This is a genomic window from Isoptericola sp. NPDC056578, from assembly GCF_042793275.1.
In the GTDB taxonomy this organism is placed as follows: domain Bacteria; phylum Actinomycetota; class Actinomycetes; order Actinomycetales; family Cellulomonadaceae; genus Isoptericola.
Window position 1 is genome coordinate 15,972 of the sequence record NZ_JBHTVC010000039.1, and the last position, 19,436, is coordinate 35,407.

23 protein-coding genes are annotated in these 19,436 nt (G+C 76.4%); 11 read left to right on the forward strand and 12 right to left on the reverse strand.

The features are described from left to right. The first annotated feature begins 5 nt into the window (after nucleotides 1-5). The 4 genes from ACFQ80_RS15150 to ACFQ80_RS15165 are packed head-to-tail and all read left to right on the forward strand — an operon-like array spanning nucleotide 6 to nucleotide 3,348. Entirely contained in the window at nucleotides 6-800 is a 795-nt protein-coding gene (locus ACFQ80_RS15150; protein WP_430564241.1) for an urease accessory protein UreF, read from the forward strand. Next, the gene (gene ureG / locus ACFQ80_RS15155) at nucleotides 793-1,575 is read left to right on the forward strand and encodes an urease accessory protein UreG (RefSeq protein ID WP_430550461.1); all 783 of its coding nucleotides are present in this window, start codon (nucleotides 793-795) and stop codon (nucleotides 1,573-1,575) included. Before ACFQ80_RS15150 ends, ureG begins: the two co-directional genes overlap by 8 nt. Next, on the forward strand, nucleotides 1,553-2,383 hold the full coding sequence (locus ACFQ80_RS15160; protein ID WP_430564242.1) for an urease accessory protein UreD: 831 nt from the start codon (nucleotides 1,553-1,555) through the stop codon (nucleotides 2,381-2,383). The genes ureG and ACFQ80_RS15160 overlap by 23 nt, the downstream gene beginning before the upstream one ends. Continuing rightward, the gene (locus tag ACFQ80_RS15165; protein ID WP_430564243.1) at nucleotides 2,380-3,348 is read left to right on the forward strand and encodes a HoxN/HupN/NixA family nickel/cobalt transporter; all 969 of its coding nucleotides are present in this window, start codon (nucleotides 2,380-2,382) and stop codon (nucleotides 3,346-3,348) included. The genes ACFQ80_RS15160 and ACFQ80_RS15165 overlap by 4 nt, the downstream gene beginning before the upstream one ends. On the opposite strand, the gene ACFQ80_RS15170 is transcribed toward ACFQ80_RS15165, so the two are convergent. Then, the gene (locus ACFQ80_RS15170; RefSeq protein ID WP_430564244.1) at nucleotides 3,289-3,708 is read right to left on the reverse strand and encodes a MarR family transcriptional regulator; all 420 of its coding nucleotides are present in this window, start codon (nucleotides 3,706-3,708) and stop codon (nucleotides 3,289-3,291) included. The two genes, ACFQ80_RS15165 and ACFQ80_RS15170, sit on opposite strands and share 60 nt — an antisense overlap. An 86-nt stretch (nucleotides 3,709-3,794) precedes the next feature. Between ACFQ80_RS15170 and ACFQ80_RS15175 the strand changes: the two genes are divergently transcribed. Together ACFQ80_RS15175 and ACFQ80_RS15180 are read left to right on the forward strand one after the other, a co-directional pair. Further along, nucleotides 3,795-4,850 (forward strand): substrate-binding domain-containing protein, encoded by a 1,056-nt coding sequence (locus ACFQ80_RS15175; RefSeq protein WP_430564245.1) that lies wholly within the window; start codon nucleotides 3,795-3,797, stop codon nucleotides 4,848-4,850. Between the two features lie 65 nt (nucleotides 4,851-4,915). Further along, entirely contained in the window at nucleotides 4,916-5,539 is a 624-nt protein-coding gene (locus ACFQ80_RS15180; RefSeq protein WP_430550466.1) for a malonic semialdehyde reductase, read from the forward strand. A gap of 69 nt (nucleotides 5,540-5,608) precedes the next feature. On the opposite strand, the gene ACFQ80_RS15185 is transcribed toward ACFQ80_RS15180, so the two are convergent. From ACFQ80_RS15185 to ACFQ80_RS15215, 7 genes are all read right to left on the reverse strand, one after another. Beyond that, a complete protein-coding gene (locus ACFQ80_RS15185) occupies nucleotides 5,609-6,658 on the reverse strand; it encodes a zinc-binding dehydrogenase (protein WP_430564246.1) in 1,050 nt (349 codons plus the stop codon). 81 nt (nucleotides 6,659-6,739) lie between these two features. Next, nucleotides 6,740-7,642, reverse strand: a complete 903-nt coding sequence (locus ACFQ80_RS15190; RefSeq protein WP_430550468.1) for a sulfurtransferase — start codon at nucleotides 7,640-7,642, stop codon at nucleotides 6,740-6,742. Next, nucleotides 7,639-8,247 carry a ribosomal protein S18-alanine N-acetyltransferase gene (gene rimI / locus ACFQ80_RS15195; RefSeq protein ID WP_430564247.1) on the reverse strand — a complete coding sequence of 203 codons (609 nt, stop codon included), beginning with the start codon at nucleotides 8,245-8,247 and terminating at the stop codon, nucleotides 7,639-7,641. Before rimI ends, ACFQ80_RS15190 begins: the two co-directional genes overlap by 4 nt. After that, entirely contained in the window at nucleotides 8,244-8,978 is a 735-nt protein-coding gene (gene tsaB, locus ACFQ80_RS15200) for a tRNA (adenosine(37)-N6)-threonylcarbamoyltransferase complex dimerization subunit type 1 TsaB (RefSeq protein WP_430550470.1), read from the reverse strand. The genes rimI and tsaB overlap by 4 nt, the downstream gene beginning before the upstream one ends. Before the next feature lie 69 nt (nucleotides 8,979-9,047). Then, complete coding sequence (tsaE, locus tag ACFQ80_RS15205) at nucleotides 9,048-9,602, reverse strand: tRNA (adenosine(37)-N6)-threonylcarbamoyltransferase complex ATPase subunit type 1 TsaE (protein WP_430564248.1); 555 nt, start codon at nucleotides 9,600-9,602, stop codon at nucleotides 9,048-9,050. Further along, nucleotides 9,599-10,933, reverse strand: coding sequence for an alanine racemase (alr, locus tag ACFQ80_RS15210; protein ID WP_430564249.1), 1,335 nt, complete (start codon nucleotides 10,931-10,933; stop codon nucleotides 9,599-9,601). The genes tsaE and alr overlap by 4 nt, the downstream gene beginning before the upstream one ends. A gap of 8 nt (nucleotides 10,934-10,941) precedes the next feature. After that, nucleotides 10,942-12,000 (reverse strand): pseudouridine synthase, encoded by a 1,059-nt coding sequence (locus ACFQ80_RS15215; RefSeq protein ID WP_430564250.1) that lies wholly within the window; start codon nucleotides 11,998-12,000, stop codon nucleotides 10,942-10,944. Nucleotides 12,001-12,033: 33 nt separating this feature from the next. On the opposite strand from ACFQ80_RS15215, the gene ACFQ80_RS15220 reads away from it, so the two are divergent. Continuing rightward, entirely contained in the window at nucleotides 12,034-12,516 is a 483-nt protein-coding gene (locus ACFQ80_RS15220) for a glutathione peroxidase (RefSeq protein ID WP_430550474.1), read from the forward strand. A gap of 20 nt (nucleotides 12,517-12,536) precedes the next feature. Here ACFQ80_RS15220 and ACFQ80_RS15225 read toward each other — a convergent pair whose 3' ends face one another. Next, complete coding sequence (locus tag ACFQ80_RS15225) at nucleotides 12,537-14,090, reverse strand: NAD(P)H-hydrate epimerase (RefSeq protein ID WP_430564251.1); 1,554 nt, start codon at nucleotides 14,088-14,090, stop codon at nucleotides 12,537-12,539. A 69-nt stretch (nucleotides 14,091-14,159) separates the two neighbouring features. On the opposite strand from ACFQ80_RS15225, the gene ACFQ80_RS15230 reads away from it, so the two are divergent. Together ACFQ80_RS15230 and ACFQ80_RS15235 are read left to right on the forward strand one after the other, a co-directional pair. Then, a complete protein-coding gene (locus ACFQ80_RS15230; RefSeq protein WP_430550476.1) occupies nucleotides 14,160-15,215 on the forward strand; it encodes an LLM class F420-dependent oxidoreductase in 1,056 nt (351 codons plus the stop codon). Nucleotides 15,216-15,218: 3 nt separating this feature from the next. Then, nucleotides 15,219-16,052, forward strand: a complete 834-nt coding sequence (locus ACFQ80_RS15235; RefSeq protein ID WP_430564252.1) for an alpha/beta fold hydrolase — start codon at nucleotides 15,219-15,221, stop codon at nucleotides 16,050-16,052. A 7-nt stretch (nucleotides 16,053-16,059) separates the two neighbouring features. On the opposite strand, the gene ACFQ80_RS15240 is transcribed toward ACFQ80_RS15235, so the two are convergent. After that, nucleotides 16,060-16,410, reverse strand: a complete 351-nt coding sequence (locus tag ACFQ80_RS15240; protein ID WP_429727874.1) for a holo-ACP synthase — start codon at nucleotides 16,408-16,410, stop codon at nucleotides 16,060-16,062. An 81-nt stretch (nucleotides 16,411-16,491) separates the two neighbouring features. On the opposite strand from ACFQ80_RS15240, the gene ACFQ80_RS15245 reads away from it, so the two are divergent. Beyond that, nucleotides 16,492-17,313: an alpha/beta fold hydrolase gene (locus tag ACFQ80_RS15245; protein ID WP_430564253.1), complete on the forward strand. Its 822-nt coding sequence runs from the start codon at nucleotides 16,492-16,494 to the stop codon at nucleotides 17,311-17,313. A 19-nt stretch (nucleotides 17,314-17,332) separates the two neighbouring features. Here ACFQ80_RS15245 and ACFQ80_RS15250 read toward each other — a convergent pair whose 3' ends face one another. Beyond that, nucleotides 17,333-17,680 carry a pyrophosphatase gene (locus tag ACFQ80_RS15250; protein WP_430564254.1) on the reverse strand — a complete coding sequence of 116 codons (348 nt, stop codon included), beginning with the start codon at nucleotides 17,678-17,680 and terminating at the stop codon, nucleotides 17,333-17,335. Nucleotides 17,681-17,712: 32 nt separating this feature from the next. Beyond that, nucleotides 17,713-18,270 (reverse strand): 2'-5' RNA ligase family protein, encoded by a 558-nt coding sequence (locus tag ACFQ80_RS15255; protein WP_430564255.1) that lies wholly within the window; start codon nucleotides 18,268-18,270, stop codon nucleotides 17,713-17,715. 199 nt (nucleotides 18,271-18,469) lie between these two features. Between ACFQ80_RS15255 and coaA the strand changes: the two genes are divergently transcribed. After that, nucleotides 18,470-19,429, forward strand: a complete 960-nt coding sequence (coaA, locus tag ACFQ80_RS15260) for a type I pantothenate kinase (RefSeq protein ID WP_430547513.1) — start codon at nucleotides 18,470-18,472, stop codon at nucleotides 19,427-19,429. Nucleotides 19,430-19,436: the final 7 nt, after the last annotated feature.

The window sequence follows — 19,436 nt, forward strand, 5'->3', positions numbered from 1 at the left end:
CGCCCATGTCGTTCCTGTCCCCGCACCCCACCACGGTCGCGCTGCTGCTCGCGGACGCCCGCCTGCCCGGCGGCGGGCACGCGCACTCCGCGAGCCTGGAGCCGGCGCTGCGCGGCGGGATGCCGCCGGCCGACGTCCCCGCGTGGATGGTCGGGCGGGCGACGACGGTGAGCCTCGTGGAGGCCGGCACGGCGGTGGTCACCGCGCGGCTGCTTGCCGACGCCGAGCCCCGCGCGACCGCGGTCGACGACGACGGGTCCGCCGCCGGGGCCGTCGACGCGACGGACGTCCGGGTCGACGAGGTGGTGCGCGCCTGGGCGGCGCGGACGCCCTCCCCCGCCCTGCGGGACGCGTCGCGCCTGCTGGGCCGCGGGTACCTGCGGGTCGCGCGCACGCTGTGGCCGGACAGCGCGGCGGTGCGCCTCGTCGTCCGCCACGACGCCGCGAGCCGTCGCCGGGAGAGCGCGGGGCACGTCGTCCCGCACGGCACCGGCGCGCTGCCGCGCGCCGTCGTGCTCGGCGCGATCTGCGCGGCCGCCGGTCTCCCGCCTGCGGACGTCGTCCGTCTGACCGTCTACGACGACGCCCAGACGGCGGCGTCGGCCCTGCTCAAGCTCGAGCCGTTGGACCCGCTCGCCCCGGCGAGGTGGGTCCTGGACGCGTGCGCCGCCGCGGAGGAGCACGTGCTCCGCGTCGCGGCGTGCGCCACCCCGGAGGACATCCCGGCCTCCGGCGCCCCGTTGACCGAGGGCTGGGCCGAGGCCCACGCCCTCACGACCCAGAGGTTGTTCCGTGCCTGAGACCACTCCCCCCGCGACCCCTGCGACCCCCGCCCGTGCCCTGCGCCTGGGCGTCGCCGGCCCGGTCGGCGTCGGCAAGTCCTCCCTGATCGCGACCGTGTGCCGCGCGCTGGCCGACGAGCTGCGGATCGGCGTCATCACCAACGACATCTACACCGACGAGGACGCGCGGTTCCTGCGCTCCGCGGGCGTCCTGGACCCCGAGCGCATCCGCGCGGTCGAGACCGGCGCCTGCCCGCACACCGCCATCCGCGACGACGTCACGGCGAACCTCCTCGCGGCGGAGGACCTCGAGCGCGACTTCGCGCCCCTCGACCTCGTGGTCATCGAGTCGGGCGGCGACAACCTCACCGCCACGTTCAGCCCGGCGCTGGTGGACGCGCAGATCTTCGTGCTCGACGTCGCGGGCGGCGGCGACGTCGCGCGCAAGGGCGGGCCCGGCATCGGCCGCGCCGACCTGCTCGTGGTCAACAAGACCGACCTCGCGCCGTACGTGGGCGTGGACGTCGAGCGGATGGTCGCCGACGCGTCCGCCGCCCGCGAGGGCCGCGCCGTCGTCGCGCTGTCGCGCACCGACGACGCCTCCGTCGCCGCGCTGCGCGCGTGGCTCCTGGGCGTCCTGGAGCGGTTCCGCGGCGGCGAGCACGTGGCGCAGGACCCCGGCCCGATGGCGCCGCACTTCCACGCCGACCCCGACGGCGGGGGCGTCCTGCACAGCCATGACGACGGCGACCGGTCGCACGGGCACGAGCATGCGCACACCCACGCGCACTGAGGCGCGCCGCACGCTCGTCGAGGTCCTCCCGGGCGCCGTGCCGGGCGCCCCCGTGCGCGTGCGCACCCGGGACGGCCTGCTCGCCGCGCGGACCGTCGCGCGCGCCGCGGCCCGCGCGGAGGTGGCGCTGGTCGCGACCGGGGCGGTGCTGCTCGGCGGCGACCACGTGACGGTGCAGGTGCGCGTGGCCGACGGGTGCGCGCTGACCCTCACCGACGTCGGCGGCACGGTCGCGTACGACGGCGAGGGCGTCCCGTGCCGCTGGGACGTCGAGGTCCACCTCGGGGCCGGCGCGCGGCTCGACTGGGAGGGCCTGCCGTTCGTCGTGTCCACGGGCGCGGACGTGACCCGGTCGACGGACGCCGTCCTCGGCGCCGGCGCGCGGCTGCGGCTGCGCGAGACCGTCGTGCTGGGACGCGGCGGCGAGCGCGGCGGCCGCGTGGTGCTGCGCTCCTGCGTGCGCGACGACGAGGGGCCCCTGCTCGTCGAGGAGGTCGTGGCCGCGGGTGACCGTCCCGTGCCGGGGGTGCTGGGCGGGACGCGCGTGGTCGACACGGTCACCGACCTGCGCGGCACGGGCGACGACGACCCCGTCGGTGACGCCGATGTCGGTGCCGACGCCGGCACGGATGCCGGCGGGCCCGGGGCCGACGGCGCCGTGACGCTGCGCCTGGAGCGCGGCGGCACCCTGACCCGCTGGCTCGGGCCCGCCGCTCATCTCAGCCCGTTGCACCGGTCTCATCCCGTACCGGCCCGTGACGTCCCGGAGCCGCCCGTACCGCCCGTCGCACGTCTGGAGCACGTATGACCCGGACCGCCCTCGTCGTCGCCGCCCTGCACGTCGTGGGGATCGGCGGCCTCGCCGCCACCCTCGCGCTGGACGGCGGGTCCGGCGCGATCACCCTCGTCATGGCCCTCACGGCGTACGGGCTCGGCCTGCGGCACGCGTTCGACGCCGACCACATCGCCACGATCGACAACACGACGCGGCGGCTCGTGCGCGAGGGGCGCGACGCCCGCGGGGTAGGCCTGTGGTTCTCGCTCGGCCACTCGACGGTGGTCGTGGGCGCCGCGCTGCTGCTCGCCGTCGGCGTGCAGGCGCTGGCCCCGGCCCTCGAGGACGAGTCGTCGCCCTGGCGCCGGTTCACCGGCGTGTGGGGGCCCGTGGTGTCGGGCACCTTCCTGCTGACGATCGCCGTCGTGAACGTGCTGCTGCTGCGTCGCGCGCTCCGCGGCGCCGGCCACCACCACCACGACCTCGACGCCGTGGGCGGCCCGGTCTCGTGGGCGCTGCGCCGGTTCGCCTGGGCCACCGACCGGCCCGGCCGCATGTACGGCGTGGGGCTCGTGTTCGGGCTCGGCTTCGACACCGCCACGGAGATCGGCCTGCTCGCCATGACGACGTCGACGGCCCTCGGTCAGGTGCCCTGGTACGCGCCGCTGCCGCTGGCGGTGCTGTTCGCCGCGGGGATGTCGCTGCTCGACTCCGTGCAGGGCTCCGCCGCCCGGCGCGCGTACGCCCAGGCAGGCGTCGGCGCGGGGCGGGGCCGCCTGCGCTACGACGTGCTGGTCACCGGCGTCTCCGCGGCGGCCGCGGTGGGCATCGGAGGCGTGACCCTGCTGCAGGTGGCCGCGGAGCACGTGCCCGCGCTCGCCGGGGTGCCGGGCGCGTCGGTCGGCCTCGAGCCGTACGGCCTGGTGCTCGCCGGGGTGCTACTGGTCGCGTGGCTGGTCGCCCTGCTCCGCCTCCGCCAGCCGCGCGTCGAGGCCTGACAGCACGTCCCGCCCCCGGGACGACAGGTGGACGCGGACGACGCGACGGTCGAAGGCGTCCACCTCGCGGTACACCAGCGCGCGGGTGACGAGCGCGTCCACGCGGCGCCCGAGGGTCGCCTTGTCCATGACCGTGGCGGCGCGCAGCTCGGACATCGTCGCGCCCGGACGGCGCCGCAGCGCGTCCAGCACGAGCCACTCGTCGAGGGTGCAGCCCGCCGGTGCGAGGGCGTCGGACGCGCGACGCGCGGCGCGTCGCCCGGCCACCACGGAGCCCCGCAGCTCGGCCGCGGGACCCGCCCCGGACGCGTGCGCACCGAGGCTCGCCGTGGGGCTCTCCGACCGCGTCGACGTCCGCATGCTGACCCGCCTTCCCTCGCCCTCGTACACTACCGGCCATCACAGGCCGGGGCCCGGACCAGGGTCCCTCGCGCGGACGGGACGTCATGTCGGACTTCGTCGTCGGCGTCCTGCTGCACTTCCAGGGGCCGGGCGGGATCTACGGCCCCTCGTGCCAGGCCGTCACGGAGCTCGCGGTCGCCGAGCTCAACGCCGCGGGCGGCATCCTCGGTCGCCCGGTGCGCGCCGAGCTGCTCGACGCCGGCCAGCCGGTCGACCGGCTCCGCCGGCGCCTCGGGGCGGCGCTCGACGGCGGGCGCCTGCACGCGCTCACGGGCTGGCACACGTCGGCGGTGCGGCGCGCCGTCGTCCCCCTCGTGCAGCGCCGCGTCCCCTACGTCTACCCGGCGGCGTACGAGGGCGCGGAGACGCGACCCGGGCTCTACGTCACCGGGGAGGTGCCGTCGGCGCAGCTCTTCCCCGCGATCGAGCGCCTGCGGGCCGAGGCGGGCACGCGCCGGTGGTTCGTCGTCGGGGACGACTACGCCTGGCCCCGGGGCACGTACGCGGCGCTGGCGCCCCAGCTGGCCGGGCTCGGCGCGGGGTTCGCGGGCGCGCGCTTCCTGCCGGAGCAGGGGGCGAGCCATGCGCAGCTGGCGGCCACGCTCGAGGAGGTGGAGCGCTCGGGCGCCGAGGGCGTGCTGCTGCTGATGGTGGGGCAGAACGGGGTGCGGTTCAACCGCCTGTTCGCCCGGCGCGGCCTGCACGAGCGGGTGGTGCGGCTCAGCACCCTCATGGAGGAGAACATGCTCATGGGCAGCGGCGCGGGCGCGACGGCGAACCTGTACTCGGCCGGCGGCTGGTTCCGCAGCCTCGCGACCGGCGAGGCCCTCGACCTCGTGGGCCGCTACACCGCGCACCACGGGCTGCACGCGCCCGCGATCGGCGCCGCAGCGGAGGCCTGCTACGAGGGGATCCTCGCGCTGCGGTCGATCGTCGAGCGGGCGGGCAGCGCCGCCGTCGCCGCGACCGACCGCTCCGTCGACGGGCTCGCGTACGAGGGGCCGCGCGGCCTCGTCCGGTTCCACGGCAACCACGCCGAGCAGCGGCTCTACCTCGCACGCGCCGACGGGTTCGACTTCGAGCCGCTCACGGCGTTGTGACCCCTGTGGGGCACGTCACGGCCGGAGCCGGAATCATGCGTCTGCATCTATGTGTTCCGGCAATCATGACCGAGACCCTCACGCACCCCTCCACGTCCCTCGCCGTCGGCGACGACGTGGCGGATCTCCTGTTCCGCGCCGCCCGCACCACCTCGCTCTTCACCGACGAGCCCGTCACCGACGAGCAGCTCACCTCCGCCTGGGACCTGGCGAAGTTCGGGCCGACGGCGATGAACACGCTGCCGCTGCGCGTGCTGGTGCTGCGCTCGGGCGACGCCCGCGAGCGCCTCGTGGCCCACATGGGCGACGGCAACAAGGACCGCGTCGCCGGCGCGCCGGTCTCCCTGGTGCTGGCCGCGGACCCGGCCTTCCACCAGCACCTCGACACCCTCTTCCCCGCCTACCCGGGCATGAAGGAGCAGCTGGAGCCCGCCGCGGAGGTCCGCGAGCAGATGGCCCGCAACAACGCCCTCATCCAGGCCGGGTACCTCATCGTGGGCCTGCGGGCCGCCGGTCTCGCCGCCGGCCCGATGAACGGCATGGACTTCGACGGCGTCGACACCGAGTTCTTCGCCGAGTCCGGCTGGAAGTCGTTCCTCGTCATCAACGTCGGGCACGCCGAGGGCGAGGGCTCGCCCTACCCGCGCGGCCCGCGCCTCTCCTTCGACGAGGTCGCGCAGGTCCTCTGACCGCGACCCCACGACGCACGAACGGCCCGGCCCCTCAGGGGACCGGGCCGTTCGTCGTCCGGCTCGCGCCTACGGGTGCAGCACGATCTTCCCGACGTGCGCCCGGCGGGCCAGCTCCTCCTGCGCCCGCGCGGCCTGCTCCAGCGGGAACGTCGCCGCGACCACGGGCTCGATCGCGCCGTCGCGCGCCAGGCCCATGAGCAGGTCGAAGTGCGCGCGCGTGTGCATCGACGAACCGACGACCTGGGCGTTGTGGAGGTACAGCCGGCGGACGTCGAACGCCACCTCGTGCCCGCCGAGCGCCCCGGCGACGACCCACCGGCCGCCCTCGCGCAGCAGCGGCAGACCGTCGCCCAGCAGGTCGCCCGCGACCACGTCGAGGGCGACGTCGACGCCGTCCGGGGCCGCCGCGCGGACCTGCTCGACGACGTCCTGCGCCCGGTCCACGACGACGTGCGCGCCCGCCTCCCGCACCGAGTCGATCTTCGCGCCGCTGCTCACGGCGAGCACGCGCGCCCCGCGGGCGCGGGCGAGCTGGACGAGCGCGAGCCCGACGCCGCCGGAGGCTCCCGTGACCAGCGCGGTCTCGCCCTCCCGCAGCCCGCCGCGCTCGATCATGCCGAGCGCGGTGCCGTAGGCGGTGGGCAGGGTCGCGAGCTGGTCGTCCGTGAGGGGCGATCCCGTCATGTCGTGCACCTGGTCGGCGGGCGCCGTCACGTACCGGGCGTACCCGCCGTCCCGTTCGCTGCCCATGAGGCCCACCGGGTGGGCGTCCCGGCCGGCAGCGTCGTAGCTCGCCGGGTCGACCACGACCCGACGCCCGACGAGGCCCGCGTCCGACCCGGCGCCGACGGCCACGACCTGCCCCGCCACGTCTGCTCCCTGCGTCCGAGGGAAGTCGACGGGGCCGCGCCAGCCCGACAGGGCCGTCGGGTCGCCCGGCCTGCCGTAGGCGCCCTCCCGGGTCCACAGGTCGGTGTTGTTCAGCGCCACCGCGGTCACACGGACCAGGGCTTCTCCCGGTCCGGGCGCCGGGACGGCGACCTCTTCCACCTGAAGGACCTCCGGGCCCCCGTGCCGGTGGATCCTGACCGCGTGCATCGTCTCGGGCGTGCTCATCGCTCGACCTCCCGTGTATACAGATCGGTATACATGCGACGCTAACACGGCTCCCGGGGAGCACCGGGAAGGACGACGACGCTAGGGCCGCCCGCCCGTGGCCACCGGGCGCGACGGGTCGTTCGACCACTGCGACCAGGAGCCCGGGTACAGGGCGGCGGGGATGCCCGCGCACGCCAGCGCGGCGATCTCGTGCGACGCCGTCACGCCCGACCCGCAGTAGACGCCGACGGCGAGCACGGCGTCGTCGCCCTCGTCGGTCGCGCTCAGGCCCAGGTCGGCGAACCGGCCCTGGAGCGCCTCCTCGTCGAGGAACGTGCCGTCCTCGCGCAGGTTCTCCGCGGTCGGCGCGCTCACGGCGCCGGGCACGTGGCCCGCCCGCGGGTCCACCGGCTCGGTCTCGCCCCGGTACCGCTCGGCGGCCCGCGCGTCCAGCAGGGTCCCGGTCTCGGCCAGCTCCGCCGCGTCGTCGGCGTCGAGCACCGGCAGGTGCCCCGGTCGCACGACGAGGTCGCCGGGCGCGTGGACGACGTCGCCGCTCTCCAGCGCCAGGCCCGCACGCACCCAGGCGGGCAGCCCGCCGTCGAGGATGCGCACGTCGTCCACGCCGAAGAAGCGCAGCAACCACCAGGCCCGCGCCGCGGACGTGCCACCCACGGTGTCGTACACGACGACGCGCGACGTGGTCCGCAGCCCCCACGCCCGCGCGCTGCGCTGGAACGAGGACGCCGAGGGCAGCGGGTGGCGCCCCTCCTCCGGCGACGCCTCCGCGGCGAGCTCGGACTCCAGGTCCACGTAGACGGCGTCGGGCAGGTGGCCCTCGAGGTAGCGCTCACGGCCGTCCGTCATGCCCAGCGCCCAGCGCACGTCGAGCAGCACCGGCGCGCCGTCCGCGGGGTCGGGCCCGGCGCTGAGCCGCAGGTCCGCCGCGAGCTCCGCGACCGAGACCAGCACCCGCGAGCGCGGCGTGTCCTCGCGGGTCACGACGCCGCCCCTCGTCGCGCGTGCGGGTCGCGCAGGTCGAGGCGCATCGTGTACGCGTCCTTGTCCTCCGGCTGGTAGTACCTCTTGCGCAGCCCGATCCGCTCGAAGCCGTGCCGCTCGTAGAGCGCGAGCGCCGGCTCGTTGTCGACGCGCACCTCGAGCAGGACAGCCTCCGCGCGGAGCTTGCGCGCGCGCTCGACGAGCGCCTCCATCAGGGCGCGCCCCACGCCGTGCCGCTGGTAGTGCGGGTCCACACCGATCGTCATGACCTGCGCGACGTCGCCGTCGAACCACAGCCCGGCGTACCCGACCACCGGCTTCGGCCCGACCCCGTACACCGCGACCGCGTCCGGCCCCGCCGGCTCGGCGACGACGTACCAGCGGCCGAGGGCGGCCAGCTCGTCGGCGAGCATCCCGTACGTCCACGCCCCCGCGCCGAACAGCACCCGCTCGAGCTGGAGCACCCGGTCGAAGTCCGCGCTGGCCAGCGGGCGCAGCCGGCACGACGGCGCGTACACCCGCTGCACGGTGCGGGGCAGCCCCTCCTGCGCGGGCCGCTCGGGCCCGTCGGCGACCGGCTCGGTGGTCGGCTGCTCGGTGGTCATGCCGGGCTCCCGGTGGCGGGCACGAGACGTGCCGGCGCGGGCTCCTGCACGTCGGGACGGCGCAGGTACAGCGGCTCGGTGGGCAGCTCCTCGCCGGCGGCGCGGCGGGCGAGCGCGAGCCGTGCCAGCACCGCGGCGTCCGGGACGAGCGGGGCGTCCTCGTCGGCGGGCAGGTGCTCCGGGTACAGGGTGGCGCCCTCCCCCACGACGACCAGGCGGCCGCCGTCGGCGGGCGCGTCCGCGAGCCGCGCGGCGACGTCGGCGGCCTTGTCCACCCCCGGGCCGGCCAGGGTCTCGACGACGGGGACCCCGTGCGGACCCTCGTGCGCGACGACGCGGTAGTGCGCCCAGTAGACCTCCTTGCGGCGGGCGTCGGTCGCGACGAGCACCTCGTCGCCCGGCGTCAGCCCCAGGTCGGCGACCGCCTGTACCGCGACCGCGTCGACGCTCGGCACGCCGAGCACGTCGATCCCCAGGGCCAGGGCCAGCGTGCGCGCCGTGACCAGTCCCACGCGCAGGCCGGTGAAGGGCGCGGGCCCGGTGCCCACGGCGACGGCCGTGAGGTCCGTGCGGTCCAGGCCGGCGTCGGCGAGCACCGCGTCGACGAGCGGGGCCAGCGACTCGGCGTGCCGGCGGCGCTCGTCGGCCGAGCGCGCGGCGAGCCGGGCGCCGCCGGGGTCGACGAGCGCGACGGAGACGGCTGCGGAGGTGTCCAATGCGAGAACTGCCACGGCCTCAGCCTACGTTTCCCGCGGCCCGGCCGGGGGAGTCGCCGTCCGTGCTGGATCCCTCCGGCGGGGTCAGCGCGCGGTGAGGGCGGCCAGGTCGACGTCGGCCCAGCGGGGGCCGACGCCGCGCAGCGTCGCGTGGCGCGTCCCGGCGCCGGGGTCGTCCTCCTCGTCGGCGTCGTCGCCGTCGGCGGAGGCCGCCGTGCCGCGTGGGCGCTCCAGGTCGATCTCGAGCCGGTCGTCGGTGAGCGCCTCGGCCAGCCCGCGTCCCCACTCGACGACGGTGACGGACTCGTCGAGCGACGAGTCCAGGTCGAGCGCGTCGAGCTCGCCCAGGCCGCCGAGCCGGTAGGCGTCCACGTGCACCAGCGCCGGGCCGCGGGAGCCGTCCTCGCGCGGCAGCGGCGGATGCTCGCGCGCCACGATGAACGTGGGCGACGCCACCTGGCCCCGGATGCCCAGCGCGGCCCCCAGGCCCTGGGTGAGCGTCGTCTTCCCCGCCCCCAGGTCCCCCGTGAGGATCACCAGGTCGCCCGCCCTGAGCACCCCGGCCAGGGCGGCCCCCAGCGCGCGGGTCGCCTCCGCGTCCGGCAGGTCCGTCTCGGTCCGCACGACGACGTCGCTCACCGCTGCACTTCCTTCCAGGTCTCCGTGTCGGTCGCGTCCAGGCCCGTGTACACGCGCACCGCGCGCGCCCCGATGCCCGTGACGATCTCGTAGCTGATGGTGCCCGCCGCGCGGGCCCAGTCCTCGGCGTTCGGCAGCGTGACGCCACGTGCGGCGCCGCGCTCCACGCCGTCGGACGCGCCGAACAGCGTGACGACGTCGCCGGCGTGCTCGGTCGCGTCGGGTCCGAGGTCGAGCACGAACTGGTCCATGCACACCCGCCCGGCCACGCGCAGCACCCGGGCGGACGCCCCGCTCCCGACGCACACCGGCCCACCGACGCCGAGGCTGCCGCCCGACGCGTGCCGCTGGATGCCGTCCGCGTAGCCCAGCGGCACGACCCCCAGCCGGGTGTCGCGCGGCGTCGTGAAGTGGTGCCCGTACGACACCCCGTGCCCGGCCGGCACGTCCTTGACCGTGGCGAGCCTGGCCTGGAGCGTCATCGCGCCGCGCAGCCCGTGGTCGCCGGGCGCGGCGAGCTGCGGCACGGGCGAGTGCCCGTAGACGGCGATGCCGGGGCGGACGAGGTCGTAGTGCAGCCGGGGGTCCGTGAGCACGGCGGCCGAGTTCGCGAGGTGCCGCACCTCGAGCGCCGCGCCGGAGGCCTCGACGACGGCCACCGCGGCGTCGAACGCCGCCGCCTGGAGCGCGATCGACGGGTGCCCGGGCTCGTCCGCGCACGCCAGGTGCGACATCACGCCCACGACCCGCAGCACGCCCTCGGCCTCGAGCGCGGCCGCCCGGCGCACGACGTCCGGCAGGTCGGCGGGCATGATCCCGCTGCGGCCGAGGCCGGTGTCGACCTTGAGGTGCACCCGCGCCGGTTCGCCCGCGGCTCGCGCCCCCGCGGCCACCTCGTCGAGCGCCCACGGGGCCGCGACCCCGACGTCCACGCCGGCGGCCACGAGCCGGTCGAACGGCGCCCCCGGCGTCGCGAGCCAGGTGAGCACGCGCGCGTCCGCGGCCGTCACGCCCCCGGCGCGCAGCGCGAGCGCCTCGGCGGGCACCGCCGTCCCGAGCCACGTCGCACCGCCCGCGAGCGCCGCCCGGGCCACCGGCAGCATCCCGTGCCCGTACCCGTCGGCCTTCACCACCGCCATCACCGCCGCGCCCGGCGCGTGCCCGGCCAGGGCTCGCACGTTGTCGCGCACGGCGGACAGGTCGACGACGGCGCGCGCCAGCGCATGGTCGGGGAAGTCGTCGGGGGCGTTGTCGGCATGCGGCAGGTCGGCCGGCGCGGCGGGGACGGTGTCGGTCGGGACCTCGGACGGGACCTCGGTGCTCACGGTCATCGATTCTCTCACCGCGGGCCGTCTCCCCCGCCGTCGCCCGTGCCATCGCCCCTGCCGTCGCCCATGCCATCGCCCGGCCACGCCGCGAGACGACGCCGGGAGCGGAACTCCCGGGGCTCGCCGCTGAGGGGGTCGACGAACGCCAGCGAGCGGGCGAGCAGCTGCAGCGGCCGGTCCGGGTCGTCGGGCGCGTCCTCGCGCAGCACCGGCCAGAACGGGTCGTGCAGCAGCGGTAGCCCGAGCGAGGCCATGTGCAGGCGGAGCTGGTGCGTCTTGCCGGTGCGCGGCTCGAGCCGGTAGAGCCCGAGGCCGCGGGCGTCGTCGCGCGCGACGAGCGTCACCCGTGACTCGGCGTTCGGCTCCCCCGGCTCCTCCTGGGCGCGCACCACGCCCCGGTGCTTGACGATGCGCGAGCGGACCGTCGTCGTGCCCTCCCGGTCCAGCTCCGACTCCAGCACCGACCCGGGCGCCGGCAGGGGCGCGACCGCCTCGTAGACCTTCCGCACCGCGCGGTCCTGGAACGCCGTCTGGTACGCCCCGCGCACCTCGGGCCGCACGGTGAGCACCAGCACGCCGGCGGTGGGCCGGTCGAGCCGGTGCGCGGGCACCAGCTCGGGCAGGTCGAGCGTCGCGCGCAGGTGCACGAGGACCGTGCGGGTCACCCACCGCCCGCGCGGCATCGTCGCGACGAGGTGCGGCTTGTCGACCACCAGGAGGTCGTCGTCGCGGTGCAGCACCTCGATCTCTCCGAGGGCCGGCACCTCCGGCTCGTCGGCGGGCGGGTCGCGGTACAGGTAGAGGAAGCCGCGCGGCTCGTACGGGGTGGTGTGATCGACGACGGCGCCCGCGCCCGTCACCACCTCGCCCGCGGCGAGCTTCTCCCGCAGTCGGGCGGCGTCAGCGACGTCGTGGCCGAAGCGCTCCAGCAGGTACTGCGCCGCCGTCGCGTAGCGGGCGACGGCGGCCGCGTCGTGGGGCAGCACCAGGCGCGTGGGGTTGAGGCCGTCCCGCACGGGCAGGGGCGGGACGTGCTTGCGCGGGCGGTGTTCGCGCGATCCGGGTGGCACCGGACCATTGTCGCGCGCGGCATGATGGCCCGTATGAGCCTCTACGACATCCCGTTCGAGAGCATGGACGGCACGACGACGACGCTCGCGGAGCACCGCGACGACGTCGTGCTGGTGGTCAACGTCGCCTCGCGCTGCGGGCTCACCCCGCAGTACGAGGCGCTCGAGCAGCTGCAGAAGACGTACGCCGACCGCGGCTTCACCGTGATCGGCTTCCCGTCCAACCAGTTCCTCCAGGAGCTCTCCAGCGACGAGAAGATCGCCGAGTTCTGCTCCACCACCTACGGCGTCACGTTCCCCGTGGTCTCCAGGATCCGCGTGAACGGCCGGCACACGCACCCGCTGTACGCCGAGCTGAAGAAGACGGCCGACGCCGGCGGGCACGACGGCCGCATCCGGTGGAACTTCGAGAAGTTCGTCGTGCTGCCCGGCGGCGACGTGCACCGGTTCTCCCCGCAGACCGTCCCCGACTCCCCCGAGATCGTCGGCCTCGTCGAGAAGGCGCTGCCCAGGTAGCCCGGGCCCGTCGCGGCCGGCTATCGAGCCCCCAGCAGCGCGGCGACCTCGCCGGGCACCGCCGTCGCGACGTCGAGCGCCGCCACGGGCCCGCCCGGGTTCGCGCGGTGGGCGGCGCGGCCGTGCACCAGCGCCGCCGCGGCGGCGACCTCGGCCGCGAGCGCCGGGTCCTCGACGACGTCGCGCGACCGCGCCGCGAGCATCGCGCCGAGCACCCCGGCGAGCACGTCGCCCGCGCCGGCGGTGGCCAGCCAGCCGGGACCGTCGGCCTGCGCCCACGCGCCGCCCGGGCCGACGACGACGGTCACACCGCCCTTGAGCAGCACCGTCGCGCCGGTGAGCTCGTGCGCCCTGCACGTCCACCGCAGCGGCTCGGCCTCGACGTCGGGCCGGCGCACGTCCTCGCCGCGGGAGCGCAGCAGCGCCGTCAGCTCGCCCGCGTGCGGGGTGAGCACGAACCACGCCGGGACGCGCTCGTCGAGCAGGCCCAGCCCGCCGGCGTCGACGACCGCGGGCACGGGGCCTCCCGCCGTCCCGGCGAGCCGCCCGGCCGCCGCCGCGAGGCCCGCCCGCCCCCGCTCGTGCTGGCCGTCGTCGAGACCGTCGGCCTCCCCCTCGTGGGCGGCCTCCGGCCCGCCGGGGACTCCCGGCCCCACCACCCACGACTGCACGCGGCCGGGCGCGGTGACGACCTCGGGCCGCGCGGCCAGCACCGCACGACCGACCGCCTCGGAGCCGCGGTAGCGCACCATCCCGGCGCCAGTGCGCACCGTCGCTGTCGTGGTGAGCACGGCCGCGCCGGGATACGTCGCCGTGCCCGCGACGACGCCGACCACGCCGCGCGTGTACTTGTGGTCCGCGGGGCCGGGTACCGGCCACGACGCCGCGACGTCGGCGGTCCCCAGCCGCCGCACGGCCGGCGGGCCGGCGAGATCCAGGCCGATGTCGACCACGCTCACGTCGCCCGCGAGCCCCGCCGCCGGCGGCAGCAGCAGGCCCGGCTTGGCCGCGCCGAACGTCACGGTGCGGTCCGCCGGCAGGACCGGGCCGGCCACCGCGCCGTCGTCCACCCCGATGCCGGACGGCACGTCCACCGCCACCATCCACGGCCGCGGGCCGGCGGACAGCGCATCCACTACGTCCGCGGCGAGGCCCCGCAGGGGGCCGTGCGCGCCGATCCCGACCAGTCCGTCGAGGACGACGTCGGCGCGGGCGGCGGCGTCGACCACCGGGGCGAGGGCCCCGGGCGACGCGAACAGCTCCACGACCCGGCCGCCCGCGCGCTCCAGCGCCGCCCGGCCGTCGGCGTGGAACCGCTCGGCGACCAGCACCGCGGTCACCGCCAGGCCGCGCCGGGCGAGCACCGCGCCCGCGTGCAGCGCGTCGCCGCCGTTGTTGCCCGCCCCCGCGAGCACCACGACGCGCGCGCCCCGCACCGGGCCCCGGCGCGCGGCGACGTCGCGCAGCACGTGCGTCGCGAGCGCGAACGACGCCCGCTCCATCAGGGGTGCCCCCACCGCGAGCAGGGGCTCCTCGGCGGCGCGGACGTCGGCGGCGGACCAGGCGGAGATCATGGGACGCATCCTCCCGCGGGCCGCCGTGCCCCGCAGCGTCGCCGCAGGTCCGGGCATAGGCTCGGGCCCATGCGATTCGGACTCTTCATCCCGCAGGGCTGGCGCCACTCGCTCACCGACGTCCCCCCGGAGCAGCACTGGGAGACGATGCTGTCCCTGCTCCACTACGCCGACAACGCCGCGGCCGGCGAGCCGATCCCCGGCGGCCCCTGGGCCTGGGACTCGGTCTGGGTGTATGACCATTTTCATACGGTTCCGATCCCCAGCACCGAGGCGACGCACGAGGCGTGGACGCTGATGGCGGCGTTCGCGGCGGCGTCCCAGCGCGTGAAGCTGGGCCAGATGTGCACGTGCATGTCGTACCGCAACCCCGCCTACCTGGCGAAGGTCGCCTCGACGGTGGACGCGATCTCCGGCGGCCGCGCCCAGCTCGGCATCGGCGCCGGCTGGTACGAGCACGAGTGGCGCGCCTACGGGTACGGCTTCCCCCGCGCGGGCGAGCGCCTGCGCGCCCTGGACGAGGGTCTGCAGATCATCACCCAGATGTGGCGCACCGGGTCGTCCGGAAAGTTCGACGGCGAGCGCTACCAGGTGGACGGCGCGCTGTGCTACCCGCAGCCGCTGCAGCGGCTCCCGGTGGGCGACGGCGGCGCCGAGGTGCCGAGCATCCCGCTGTGGGTGGCGGGCGGCGGCGAGAAGAAGACGCTGCGCATCGCCGCGCGGTTCGCGCAGTACACGAACTTCGACGGCTCGCCCGAGGGCTTCGCCCACAAGTCGTCGATCCTCGAGCAGCACTGCCGCGACGTCGGTCGTGACTTCGGGGAGATCACCCGCTCGTCCGACTACAACGTGGTCATCGGGGAGAACCAGGCGGAGGTGGACGACCGCTTCGCCTGGATCGAGTCGCACTTCCGCAAGCACGCCCCCGGCGAGCGCGGCGAGCAGGAGATCGCGAACTGGCGCAACAGCCCCGTCGTCGGCACGCCCGAGCAGGTCGTCGAGAAGCTCGCGGCGCTGCGCGACCTCGGCATGACGTACGCCATCACGTACTTCCCCAACGCTGCCGGCGACCGCGACCAGATCGAGCTGTTCCAGCGGCAGGTCATCCCCGCCCTGCAGGACTGAGACGTGGGCTCGCGGCACGAGCTCGACCTCCCCGACGGCCGGCGGCTCGTCGTGCACGACGACGGCCCGCCGGCCGCCGACGCCGTCGTCTGGCACCACGGCTCGCCGCAGTCCGGCGAGCTGCTGCCCCCGGTCGTCGCCGCCGCCCGGGCGCGCGGGCTGCGGGCGGTCTCCGCGGCCCGCGCCGGGTACGGCGGGTCCACCCGTCGGCCCGGACGAACCGTCGCGGAGGCGGCGTCGGACGTGGCGTACGCCCTGGACGCCCTCGGCGTGGCCCGGTGCCTCGCCGTCGGCGCCTCGGGCGGTGCCCCGCACGCCCTGGCCCTCGCCGCGCTCCGGCCCGACGTGGTGTCCGGCGTGGTCACCCTTGCGGGCATCGCGCCGTACCCCGGCCCCGGCCGCGACGCCCTCTGGTTCGCCGGGATGGCCGACGACGGCGGCCTGCGCTCGGCCCTCGACGGCCCGTCCGCCCGCCAGCGGCACGCCGAGACCGCGGAGTTCGACGGGTCGAGCTTCACGGCCGACGACTACGCGACCCTCGCGGGGACGTGGGCGTCGCTCGGCGCCGACGCCTCCCGGTCCGGCGAGGCGTGGCCGGGCGGCCTGGTCGACGACGACCTCGCGTTCGTGCGGCCGTGGGGCGTGACGCTCGGCGACGTCACGGCGCCGGCCCTGGTCGTGCAGGGTGGCGCCGACCGGGTGGTGCCCCGGCACCACGCCGACCTGCTGGTCGAGGGCCTGCCCGCCGCGGAGCTGTGGCTGCGCCCGCGGGACGGCCACGTCAGCGTGCTCACCGCGCTGCCGGTCGCGTTCGACTGGTGGCGCTCCGCCGCCTGAGGGGCGGTCAGCCCTCCGCCACGACCATCGCGGACGCGATGCCGGCGTCGTGGGAGATGGACAGGTGCCAGGCCTTCACGCCCAGCTCGTCGGCGCGGGCCTGGACGGTGCCGCGCAGCTCGACCTCGGGCGGTCCGCCGACGGTGCGGTGCACCGTCGCGTCGTGCCAGTGCAGGTTCCCCGGGGCCCCGAGCGCCTTGGCGATGGCCTCCTTGGCCGCGAAGCGCGCCGCGAGGGACGACGCCGGCAGGTCGCGCTCGGCCTCGGTGAAGAGCTTCTCGCGCAGGCGCGGCACCCGCTCCACCGTCGCCATGAACCGGGCGACGTCCACCACGTCGATGCCCACGCCGATGATCATGGCCCCCAGCCTAGGTCCGTCGGCGTCAGGGGCGACGGTGTCAGGACGACGGTGTCGGTGCCGGGACCTAGCGTGCCCGCCATGCCCGACCACCCCGCACCCCTGCACCATGTCGAGCGCGGCGCGCCCGCGGCGCCCGGCACGCCCACCATGGTGCTGCTGCACGGGTTCCCCGTGGACCACCGCCTCATGCTGACGCCGTTCGAGTCCGCCCTCGACGGGCGCCCGCGCTGGCGCCGCGTCTACCTGGACCTCCCGGGGATGGGCGCGAGCCCGCCGTCGGGCGTGGCGAGCACGGACGACGTCCTCGCGGTCGTGCGGGAGGCGATCGACCGTCTCGTCCCCGGCCCGTACGTCGTGGTGGGCGAGTCGTACGGCGGCTACCTGGCGCGGGGCCTGGTGGCCGCGGAGCCGGAGCGCGTCCACGGGCTCGCGCTCCTGTGCCCCTTGATCGTCCCGGAGCACGACCGGCGCGACGTCCCGCCGCACCGCGTGCTGGTCCGCGACGACGCGCTGCTGCGGGAGGTCGGAGCGGCGGCGCTCGACGCCGACGACGTCGGCGTCGTCCAGACGTCGGAGACCTGGCGGCGCACGCTGGCCGAGGTGACGCCCGGGCTGGAGGCCGCCGACCCGGCGACCGTCGCACGGGTCGGGGCCCGCTACGCCGGCACCTTCCCGGTCGAGCCGCGACCCTACGACGGCCCCACGCTGATCCTCACCGGCCGTCAGGACTCCTCGACCGGCTACCGCGACGCCTGGCGGGTCCTCGAGCACTACCCGCGCGCGACGTTCGCCGTGCTCGACCGCGCCGGCCACAACCTGCAGATCGAGCAGCCCGCGCTGTTCGACGCCCTCGTGGGCGAGTGGCTCGACCGGGTCGAGGAGGCGGCGTCGGGCGACTAGGACCGCGAAGGGCCGGGCGTCAGACCTCCGGGCGGACCCCGGCCTCGTCCGCCGGCTCCACCAGGTGCCGCCACCGGAACCACTTGCGGTCGATCTCCGCCTCGAGGTCGACGTCGAACCGGCGCGCGACGAGCAGCACCTGCGCGAGCACGTCGGCGAGCTCGGCACGGAACGCCGCGTCCACCTCGCCGGCACCCGCCCCGCGGTCGCGCGACCGGCCGGACCGCGCGAGGTACGCCTGCGTGAGCTCCCCGACCTCCTCGTGCAGCTTGAGCACCAGCCAGTCGTCGGTGCGCGCGACGCCGAAACGCCGCTCGTACACCCGCGAGATGATCTCGACCTCGTCGCCCAGCTCCCTGAGTTCCACGCCCCCACCCTAGGGACGACGACCGCGCGCCGTCAGGTTCCGTCGGCCCCGGCATCGGGGGCCAGGGGGAAGGCCGCCCGCCGCCGCCAGCGCTCGCCGTCGAACACCAGCAGCGAGACCTCGCGCACCGTCGTCCGGACCGGCAGGCGGGGCGCCACCGCGGCCTCGGCCTCGTCGAGGACCTCGGGCTCCTGGCCGTCCGCGACGGTGAGGTGCGGGACGACGTCGTCGAACGCTCCGCCGTACGGCGGGGCCCCGGGGAACCGCGCGGCCACCACGGCGAGCAGCGCCCGCCACGCGGGGTCCGGCCCCGGGACGAGGTACAGCACGCCGGGGAAGCGACCGCACCCGGCGAACGTCGCGTCGAACGCGGGGTGGGCCCCCACGACGTCGCGCAGGCCGTCGAGCACGGCGTCGTCGAGGGCCGCGACGGGCAGGAAGGGGAACAGCACGGTGACGTGCGCGGGCACGCCGTACGCGGCGGCCACGTCGAGGTCGCTCCGCAGCCCGCCGACCACGGGCTCGGCCTCGGGCACCACGACGACCAGCGCCGTCTGCCCGTCGGCGAACCGGTCGGACCCGTCGCTCATCGCCTCGGCGCTCCCCCCTGCCGGCACCGCGCCGCCCGCGGCGCACCGGGCGGCGAGCCTATCGGCGCGGACGTGCCGCGTCGCCCGATTTGCAGGTCGAACCCGTTGCTCGGGCAGAATCGTGCAGGTGGCACCGCAGTCCCCCGACACCGCACCCGGCACGACGCCGAGCCCCGCCCCCGGCGCGGCTCCCCCACCCCTGGGCGAGCACCTCACGCGCCTCGCGCCGGCGTCCCCGTACGTCGACCTCGATCGCGCGGCGTGGAGCCGCCTGTCGGCGTCGACGCCGCTGCCGCTGACGGACGCCGACGTCGAGCGGCTGCGCGGCCTGGGCGACCCGATCGACCTCGCGGAGGTGGACGCCGTCTTCCGCCCGCTGTCGCGGCTGCTCAACCTGTACGTGGCGGCGAGTGCGGGCCTGCACCGCGCCACGTCGACGTTCCTGCACGAGGAGCCGCCCCGCACCCCGTACGTCATCGGCGTCGCGGGGTCGGTCGCCGTGGGCAAGTCGACGACGGCGCGCATCCTGCGCGAGATGATGGCGCGCTGGCCGGACACCCCGCACGTCGAGCTGATCACGACCGACGGCTTCCTGTACCCGAACGCGGAGCTGCAGCGGCGCGGCATCATGGATCGCAAGGGCTTCCCCGAGTCCTACGACCGGCGGGCCCTCATCCGGTTCCTGTCGCGCGTGAAGGCGGGGCAGGCCGAGGTGCGCGCCCCTGTGTACTCGCACGTCGTCTACGACATCGTGCCCGGCGAGGAGGTGGTGGTGCGCAAGCCGGACGTGCTCATCGTCGAGGGCCTCAACGTGCTGCAGCCGGCGAGGCCCTCCGCGATCGACGAGTCGACCGTGGCCGTGAGCGACTTCTTCGACTTCTCCATCTACGTCGACGCCCGCACGCGCAACATCCGCCAGTGGTACGTGGAGCGCTTCCTGCAGCTCCGCCGGACGGCGTTCAGCAGGCCGGAGTCGTACTTCCGGCGCTATGCGGACCTGTCCGACGCCGAGGCGACGGAGCGGGCGCTGTCCATCTGGGAGTCGATCAACGCGCCGAACCTGGAGCACAACGTGCTCCCCACCCGTGGGCGCGCCACCCTCGTGCTCACCAAGGGGTCGGACCACTCCGTGCAGCGGGTGCGGCTGCGCAAGCTCTGACCGACCG

What these genes read in the sequence shown, in the direction of transcription:
- ACFQ80_RS15240 (WP_429727874.1), bottom strand. Translation starts at nt 16,410, where the DNA reads ATGATCATCGGCGTGGGCATCGACGTGGTGGACGTCGCCCGGTTCATG.
- ACFQ80_RS15180 (WP_430550466.1), top strand. Translation starts at nt 4,916, where the DNA reads ATGACCGAGACCCTCACGCACCCCTCCACGTCCCTCGCCGTCGGCGAC.
- ACFQ80_RS15175 (WP_430564245.1), top strand. Translation starts at nt 3,795, where the DNA reads ATGTCGGACTTCGTCGTCGGCGTCCTGCTGCACTTCCAGGGGCCGGGC.
- ACFQ80_RS15245 (WP_430564253.1), top strand. Translation starts at nt 16,492, where the DNA reads ATGCCCGACCACCCCGCACCCCTGCACCATGTCGAGCGCGGCGCGCCC.
- ACFQ80_RS15170 (WP_430564244.1), bottom strand. Translation starts at nt 3,708, where the DNA reads ATGCGGACGTCGACGCGGTCGGAGAGCCCCACGGCGAGCCTCGGTGCG.
- ACFQ80_RS15230 (WP_430550476.1), top strand. Translation starts at nt 14,160, where the DNA reads ATGCGATTCGGACTCTTCATCCCGCAGGGCTGGCGCCACTCGCTCACC.
- ACFQ80_RS15150 (WP_430564241.1), top strand. Translation starts at nt 6, where the DNA reads ATGTCGTTCCTGTCCCCGCACCCCACCACGGTCGCGCTGCTGCTCGCG.
- alr (WP_430564249.1), bottom strand. Translation starts at nt 10,933, where the DNA reads ATGACCGTGAGCACCGAGGTCCCGTCCGAGGTCCCGACCGACACCGTC.
- ACFQ80_RS15160 (WP_430564242.1), top strand. Translation starts at nt 1,553, where the DNA reads ATGCGCACACCCACGCGCACTGAGGCGCGCCGCACGCTCGTCGAGGTC.
- ACFQ80_RS15185 (WP_430564246.1), bottom strand. Translation starts at nt 6,658, where the DNA reads ATGAGCACGCCCGAGACGATGCACGCGGTCAGGATCCACCGGCACGGG.
- ACFQ80_RS15225 (WP_430564251.1), bottom strand. Translation starts at nt 14,090, where the DNA reads ATGATCTCCGCCTGGTCCGCCGCCGACGTCCGCGCCGCCGAGGAGCCC.
- rimI (WP_430564247.1), bottom strand. Translation starts at nt 8,247, where the DNA reads ATGACCACCGAGCAGCCGACCACCGAGCCGGTCGCCGACGGGCCCGAG.
- ACFQ80_RS15220 (WP_430550474.1), top strand. Translation starts at nt 12,034, where the DNA reads ATGAGCCTCTACGACATCCCGTTCGAGAGCATGGACGGCACGACGACG.
- ACFQ80_RS15165 (WP_430564243.1), top strand. Translation starts at nt 2,380, where the DNA reads ATGACCCGGACCGCCCTCGTCGTCGCCGCCCTGCACGTCGTGGGGATC.
- ACFQ80_RS15255 (WP_430564255.1), bottom strand. Translation starts at nt 18,270, where the DNA reads ATGAGCGACGGGTCCGACCGGTTCGCCGACGGGCAGACGGCGCTGGTC.